This window comes from Shewanella sp. 4t3-1-2LB (assembly GCF_017368415.1).
GTDB classification, from domain to species: Bacteria; Pseudomonadota; Gammaproteobacteria; order Enterobacterales; family Shewanellaceae; genus Shewanella; species Shewanella fodinae.
In genome coordinates, this window is record NZ_JAFNJD010000143.1 from 1 (window position 1) to 425 (window position 425).

Here is a 425-nt window from a genome sequence, read left to right on the forward strand (position 1 = left end):
CCGTTCGCTCCCCTGGCTTTCGAGCCTCAGCGTCAGTTACAGACCAGAGAGTCGCCTTCGCCACTGGTGTTCCTCCATATATCTACGCATTTCACCGCTACACATGGAATTCCACTCTCCCCTCTTGCACTCAAGTTAAACAGTTTCCAAAGCGTACTATGGTTAAGCCACAGCCTTTAACTTCAGACTTATCTAACCGCCTGCGCTCGCTTTACGCCCAATAAATCCGGACAACGCTCGGGACCTACGTATTACCGCGGCTGCTGGCACGTAGTTAGCCGTCCCTTTCTGGTAAGATACCGTCACAGTGTGAACTTTCCACTCTCACACTCGTTCTTCTCTTACAACAGAGCTTTACGATCCGAAAACCTTCTTCACTCACGCGGCGTTGCTCGGTCAGACTTCCGTCCATTGCCGAAGATTCC

Annotated in this window: 1 rRNA gene; it reads right to left on the bottom strand. The window is 51.5% G+C overall.

The window, feature by feature from the left end:
* Positions 1-425: ribosomal RNA gene (locus tag J3L11_RS19015) — 16S ribosomal RNA — on the bottom strand; the annotation flags it as partial.